This window comes from Bordetella tumbae (genome assembly GCF_054780995.1).
Genome location: NZ_BAAGVG010000002.1, coordinates 343,082 through 350,095, shown reverse-complemented (window position 1 = coordinate 350,095; position 7,014 = coordinate 343,082). Strand labels below are relative to the sequence as shown.

The 7,014-nt window shown below is 58.1% G+C and carries 5 protein-coding genes; 4 read left to right on the top strand and 1 reads right to left on the bottom strand.

Going from position 1 to position 7,014, the window contains the following annotated elements:
* From ACYVI2_RS01520 to ACYVI2_RS01505, 4 genes are all read left to right on the top strand, one after another.
* The coding region (locus tag ACYVI2_RS01520; protein WP_460490252.1) for a YadA-like family protein at positions 1-3,337 on the top strand (3,337 nt) is incomplete at its 5' end.
* Between the two features lie 117 nt (positions 3,338-3,454).
* A complete protein-coding gene (locus ACYVI2_RS01515) occupies positions 3,455-4,228 on the top strand; it encodes an OmpA family protein (RefSeq protein ID WP_415817922.1) in 774 nt (257 codons plus the stop codon).
* Between the two features lie 160 nt (positions 4,229-4,388).
* Positions 4,389-4,955 carry a SecDF P1 head subdomain-containing protein gene (locus ACYVI2_RS01510; RefSeq protein WP_415817923.1) on the top strand — a complete coding sequence of 189 codons (567 nt, stop codon included), beginning with the start codon at positions 4,389-4,391 and terminating at the stop codon, positions 4,953-4,955.
* Between the two features lie 19 nt (positions 4,956-4,974).
* A complete protein-coding gene (locus tag ACYVI2_RS01505; protein WP_415817925.1) occupies positions 4,975-5,706 on the top strand; it encodes a winged helix-turn-helix domain-containing protein in 732 nt (243 codons plus the stop codon).
* A gap of 46 nt (positions 5,707-5,752) precedes the next feature.
* On the opposite strand, the gene ACYVI2_RS01500 is transcribed toward ACYVI2_RS01505, so the two are convergent.
* Positions 5,753-6,982 carry an MFS transporter gene (locus ACYVI2_RS01500; protein ID WP_415817928.1) on the bottom strand — a complete coding sequence of 410 codons (1,230 nt, stop codon included), beginning with the start codon at positions 6,980-6,982 and terminating at the stop codon, positions 5,753-5,755.
* Positions 6,983-7,014: the final 32 nt, after the last annotated feature.

The following is a 7,014-nucleotide window of genomic DNA, read 5'->3' as shown; positions in this document are numbered from 1 at the left end:
GGTCGGTGGCAACCAGATCTCGATCGGTGGCAGCAACCCGATTGTGATCAGCGGCAACACTGGCACGATTGGTGGCTTGACCAACACGACGTTCGATCCGAACAACTACACGAGCGGCCAAGCGGCAACGGAAGACCAGCTGAAGCAGGTCAACGATGTTGCGAGCGCCGGCTGGAACGTGACTGATGCCGGTGGCAATAGCGCCAACATTGGCCCGAACGGTGAAGTGCGATTCGAAGGTGACAGCAACATCAGCGTTGCGCAAACTGGTGTGGATCAGAACGGTGTGGTGGCGGTCAGCCTGAACGAGAATATTGACCTGGGCAATACCGGCAGCGTCACCACGGGCAACACCGTGATGAATAACGACGGTCTGGCAGTCAACGATGGCGCAGGCAATACGACCACCGTCGGCGGTAACCAGATCTCGGTCGGCGGCAGCAACCCGATTGTGATCAGCGGCAACACTGGCACGATCGGTGGTTTGACCAATACGACGTTCGATCCGAACAACTACACCAGCGGCCAAGCGGCAACGGAAGACCAACTGAAGCAGGTCAATGATGTTGCAAGCGCCGGTTGGAATGCGACCGACGTGGCAGGCAATAGCGCCAACATTGGTCCGAACGGTGAAGTGCGATTCGAAGGTGACAGCAACATCAGCGTTGCGCAAACCGGCGTCGATCAGAACGGCGTGGTGGCGGTCAGCCTGAACCAGAACATCGACCTGGGCAATACCGGCAGCGTCACCACGGGTAATACCGTGATGAACAATGACGGTCTGGCGGTCAATGACGGTGCAGGCAACGTGACGACGACCACGGCTACCGGCACAACGGTGGCTGACAGTGCCGGAAATACGACAGCTACGACGGCAGCGGGCTCGACAGTAAGCAATGCCGCTGGCGCTACGACCACGGTGGGTGCCGGCACGGTGTCGGTGGTGGACGCGGCTGGTAACAGCACGGCCATCGGTGGCAATCAAATCTCCGTAGGCGGCGCTAATCCGATTGTGATCAGCGGCAATACCGGCACGATAGGTGGTTTGACCAACACGACGTTCGATCCGAACAACTACACCAGCGGCCAAGCGGCAACGGAAGACCAGCTGAAACAGGTCAACGATGTTGCAAGCGCAGGCTGGAACGTGACCGATGCCGGTGGCAATAGCGCCAACATCGGCCCGAACGGTGTAGTGCGATTCGAAGGTGACAGCAACATCAGCGTTGCTCAAACCGGTGTGGATCAGAACGGCGTGGTGGCGGTCAGCCTGAACCAGAATATCGACCTGGGCAACACCGGAAGCGTCACCACGGGTAATACCGTGATGAACAATGACGGTCTGACGGTCAATGACGGCGCAGGCAATACGACCACGGTCGGTGGCAACCAGATCTCGATCGGTGGCAGCAACCCGATTGTGATCAGCGGCAACACTGGCACGATCGGTGGCTTGACCAATACGACGTTCGATCCGAACAACTACACCAGCGGCCAAGCGGCAACAGAAGACCAGCTGAAACAGGTCAACGATGTTGCAAGCGCAGGCTGGAACGTGACCGATGCCGGTGGCAATAGCGCCAACATCGGCCCGAACGGTGTAGTGCGATTCGAAGGTGACAGCAACATCAGCGTTGCTCAAACCGGTGTGGATCAGAACGGTGTGGTGGCCGTCAGCCTGAACCAGAACATCGACCTGGGCAACACGGGCAGCGTCACCACGGGTAATACCGTGATGAACAATGACGGTCTGGCGGTCAACGACGGTGCAGGCAACGTGACGACGACCACGGCTACCGGCACAACGGTGGCTGACGGTGCCGGGAATACGGCAACCATCACCGCTGCTGGCACGACGGTAAGCAATGCCGCTGGTGCTACGACCACGGTGGGTGCCGGCACGGTGTCGGTGGTGGACGCGGCTGGCAACAGCACGGCTATCGGTGGCAATCAAATCTCCGTAGGCGGCGCTAATCCGATTGTGATCAGCGGCAATACCGGCACGATCGGTGGTTTGACCAACACGACGTTCGATCCGAACAACTACACCAGCGGCCAAGCTGCAACGGAAGACCAGCTGAAACAGGTCAACGACGTCGCCAGCGCAGGCTGGAACGTGAGCGCCAATGGTGATGCGGGCGCCAACGTAGCACCTGGCGGTTCGGTGGACTTGTCTAATACCGATGGCAATATCGACATCACTCGCACGGGTACTGATCTTGCGTTCAATCTGGCGGACGATCTCCACTTGACCGCAGACGGCAGTTTGACGATCGGAGACGGCACAGATGGCAGCGTGCTGAACAACGGTGGTTTGACGGTGACGGATGGTGCCAACATATCGACAGTAGGCGCGGGCGCAATTTCGATAACCGATGCTGCCGGCACGACTGCGATCGGTGGCGATCAAATCGCAATCGGGGGCCTCAGCCCAATCGTCATCAGCGGCAATACGGGCACCATTACCGGCCTGACTAACCAGACCGTCAACTATGCGGGTTTTGGTGATGGCTCTGGACGTGCTGCGACTGAAGAGCAACTCAAGCCCGTCACCGACTTCATCGGACTCAATGATGACGGATCGTTCAGCTACGGCGGCGACAAGTACGCCTCGTTACAAGATGCGCTCAACAGCATGCATTGGAACGTTGAGGCGCCAGCGCCGGACAACTCGGGCGGAAGCTCGGGTGGGACGGATTCCGGCAACGGGAATGGCGGTTCGGGTGGCTCTGACGGTGGCACCGGAGGTGGCTCGCCTACACCGATCCATAACGGCAATACCGTGGGCTTCGTCGCAGGGGACAATATCGTCATCTCGAAGACCGAGCGTCCCAACGGTGAGGGTGCCGATGTCAAGGTCTCCATGGCTCAGGACATCAACGTCAACTCTGTGACGGCCAAGACGGTGAACGCCCAGGAAGTCAAAATCGAGAACGGCCCGACCATCAATCAGAGCGGTATCGACATGGGTGGCAAGAAGATCGTGAATGTGGGCGCGGGTACCGCACCCACGGACGCAGTCAACCTGGGCCAGTTGGAATCTGCGACCAATGGTTTGCAGAACCAGATCAGTCAGGTCCGTGGTGATGTGAGCAGACTCAATAACAAGCTCAGTGCTGGTATTGCCTCTGCGATGGCGACGGCGGGTTTACCGCAGGCCTACTTGCCAGGCAAGAGCATGATGTCGATAGCAGGGGGCACCTATAACGGTGAATCCGGTTATGCGATCGGCGTTTCCACTGTGTCTGATAACGGAAGCTGGGTTATGAAATTCTCTGGTAACTCCAATTCGCGCGGCGATTACGGCGGTGCGGTGGGCGTGGGTTATCAGTGGTAATTCATAGATATTGAGCTTGCGCTCTTCGGCCCGCCGAGGCCGAAGAGAGAGCCGCTGGTATCGATTGAACAATACCGGCGGCGATCAACCTGCTTGTCGAATTCAAAGGAAAGATTGATGAAAACCGTTATTACCCGCTGCCTGCAGCGGTCGGCTCCGTTGACGGCTGCTTTGTTGCTGGCAGGGTGCGGCACGCTGAGCAATGTGAGCGGCGACGGCAAGACAGATAGTCCTGTATTCCCCGATCCGCAGAGCGTTTCCCTTTCCACCGGTACCTTCCCCAATGTGGACAGCCTGGCCCTGGTCCAAGATGGCGTTACTCGAGACCAGATATATGAGCTGCTCGGTCGCCCGCATTTTTCGGAAGGCTTCCAGGTGCGTGAATGGGATTATCTGTTTCATTTCCGCACGCCTGAGGGTATCCGCACCTGCCAGTTCAAGATTCTGTTCGACTCGGATAAAGTCGCTCGCAGCTTCTATTGGGCGCCCCAGGATTGCCGGCCTGTCCCATCAGCAGCCCCCAAGAAATACACCTTGAATGGCGATGTTTCGTTCGCGTTTGGCAGCGCAGTGATTACTGCTGCCGGGAATAGCCGTATTGCCGAGATCGCAGGAGAACTCCGTAATCGCCAGACCATTGATCAATTGGAAATCGCTGGACACACGGACCGTATCGGCAGCGATGCCAGTAATGAGGATTTGTCGCAGAGGCGGGCGGATGCGGTGCGTCAAACACTGATTGCCAATGGCATCCCCGCGGGCAGTATGCGTGCCGTAGGCTACGGTGAACGCCAGCCAATCGTGCAATGCGACCAACAGAATCGCAGTGAGTTGGTTGCCTGCCTGGCTCCCAATCGCCGTGTGGAAATCAACGCCAGCGGCGTACGCTGAACTGGCGGCGCGGACCAAGAAAACTCGAGAGTAACGACGTCCGCGACTTGTCTCACATTCTGATAATGGGCACAAAGCCAACATAGCCTCATAGAGGCCGGGCTTTGTGTACTTTCTTTATATTGGAGTTCCAATGAGTATTAGTACAACAATGACAGCAATGGCTAAGCGCCAAGTGTGGCGTGGTTTTGCGCTCGCTAGCGTGCTTGGGTTGGCCGCGTGTCAGCAGATGCCGAACAAGGGGACCAGCAGCGCCCGATCGGGGAATGCTCAACCCGCTGCTCAACAGGCCAGCACGACCCAGCAACCGGCCCAGCAGCCGAGCCAGCAGAACGCCAATAACTCTACGCCGAACATTACCTTCCATCTGGCGCAGGTTCGTCCCGGCAACGGTTTGGCTCAGGTGCAACTGAACCAGAACACGCGCCTCTATGCGGTCCCGCAACCGGTGTTGACTCAGGCGGATCTGCGGCAGATCGTGCCGATGCAAAATAAGAATGGGCAGGTGTTCCTGCGCTTTGACTTCAATCAGCAGGGCGCCGCAAAGCTGGCCAAGGTGACCCGCGAGTCTCAAGGCAACTATCTCATCATCAGCGCGCAGGGCAAGCTGATCTCTGTACCCAAGATCTCGGCGACTTATGACGGTGGCAGCTTTCCTTTGCCGGTCGCCAGCGTCGACGAGGCTCAAGCTATCTCGCGCCTGATTCGTCAACCGGCGAGCCGATAATAGAAGAGTGGTCGACGTAATGACTGTCAGTCCAGTTTTTCTTTTGTATGACAGTGACGCATTATTGCAAAGAATGATGACGGAGGCGGCTGCATGGCGTATCTCCTTTAGAGAGGAAGACGCCATGGACGATGTTGTGAGCCCCGGCGCCGCAGCAGAGGCGGGGCACATCATCAATACCATGCGCTGTCCGTCAGGGCATCGGTCGCTGAGCCTCAATGAGCTGAGGTCTGACTATCCCACTGCGGGGATAGTCGTTCTGACTGAAGAAATGGTGTTTGGTCCTGAACGGGCGTCTCTCCTCTTTGCAGGAGCAGATGCCTGCTTTGATGCAAGTGTGGTGCCAATGGAGGTCGTTGCATCGCTTCAGGCTCTTTGGCGCCGCGGATACGCATTTGGGCGAGTGTCACAAGACCGGACCAAGCCCGACATTGCTGATCAGCTGCTGGTCTGTGACTCCAATAACAAGCGGTGGGAGTTGAAAGACGATGGTTGGTTGTTGTTGACGCCTTCTGGTCGAGAAATCGGATTGACACCAACCGAAAGGCATCTCTTGCAGGTGCTCATGGCAAACTGTCCCAACCCGGTCGAACGTAAAGATCTGGTCATCAAGTCGCGTCCTGGGGACATAGGACGCTACGTGGACGTACAAATCAGCCGGATAAAGCAGAAGCTGATAGCAACCGGAGAAAGGCTGCCTATTCGTTCGCTCAGGGGATATGGATATGTATTCGTGGGGAATGCCACCTGATCGACGCGTTTTGAAATCCGACTGATGAGCGAGCTCAATGGTCGGTTCAGTCAGCATGCTTGGAAAGGGTAGGTAATGCGATTGCGCTCTTCGGAAATGGCTTGAAAGTCAGGGCGATCAGGAAAGCACCCGTTCCCAGGGCGAAAGAACCGACATAGAGCCAGACATAGCTGCCGGTGATGTCATGGAGAAAGCCGCCCGCCACCGGGCCGGTTGCCATTCCCAGGCTGCCTGCCATGGTTGTGCCGCCGATCACGGTACCCATCATATGCAGCGGAAAGTTTTCACGGACGATGACGGCATAGAGTGGCATGATCCCGCCGTAAATGAAACCGAACACCGCTGCCGCCGCGTAAAAGGTCCCCAGATTGCTGGCGAAAGCATAGATCAGCGCACCAAAGGCCTGCGCGAGCAGTCCCCAGACGAGGACTCGCTTGGCGCCCAACCTGTCGCCCAGGAGGCCAAAAGCCACGCGGCCACCGAGGCCGGTCAGACCTTCCAGGCTGTAGATAGTCGCCGCTGTAATCACGGGAATACCGCATGTCACGGCATAGCTTACCGTGTGAAAAATCGGGCCGGAGTGGGTGGCGCAGCAGAAAAAATTGGTCAAGGCCAGAATGATGAACTGCCGCGACTTGAGTGCTTCTGCCAGCGACAGGGACGGCTGATCAGCCATTTTCGGGGATGCAGCTGCGGGCTCGGCCAGAGCAGGCGGGCGGCGGATCAGAAACGAGATCGGGATCATCGAGACGGCAACGATAGTGGCGATGATCAGCATGGCGCTGCGCCAATCATGGCCGTCGATCAGCCAGGCGGCCAGGGGTGACATGGTCATGGGCGCGACACCCATGCCTGCGGACACCAGAGACACCGCGAGACTGCGATGGGTGTCGAACCAGCCGGTGACGCTAGCCATGATCGGCACCATGATCGCAGCGCCGGCAGCGCCGACCAGCAGGCCAAATGCCAGCTGAAAGACCAGCAGCGACGGCGCCTTACTTGCCAGCGCCAGGCCGGCGGCCAGCAGCACGGAGCCGGTCAGTATCACCAGCCTGGGGCCCAGCCGGTCCGACAGGGTGCCCCAGAGGGGGCTGGCAACCGCCAAGGCAAGAAAGCCGATGGTCATGGCGGTGGAGATACCGGTTGTTGACCAGCCGGTATCTTGGGCAATCGAAAACAGGAACACCGGCAGGCAAAACATGGCGCCGATCGCGATACAGCCGAGCAGGCCGCCAGCTGCGACAATCACCCATCTATAGACTTGGTTCTGCAGCATGGGAATTCCTTAGTGAACGGGTTCAAGAGCAC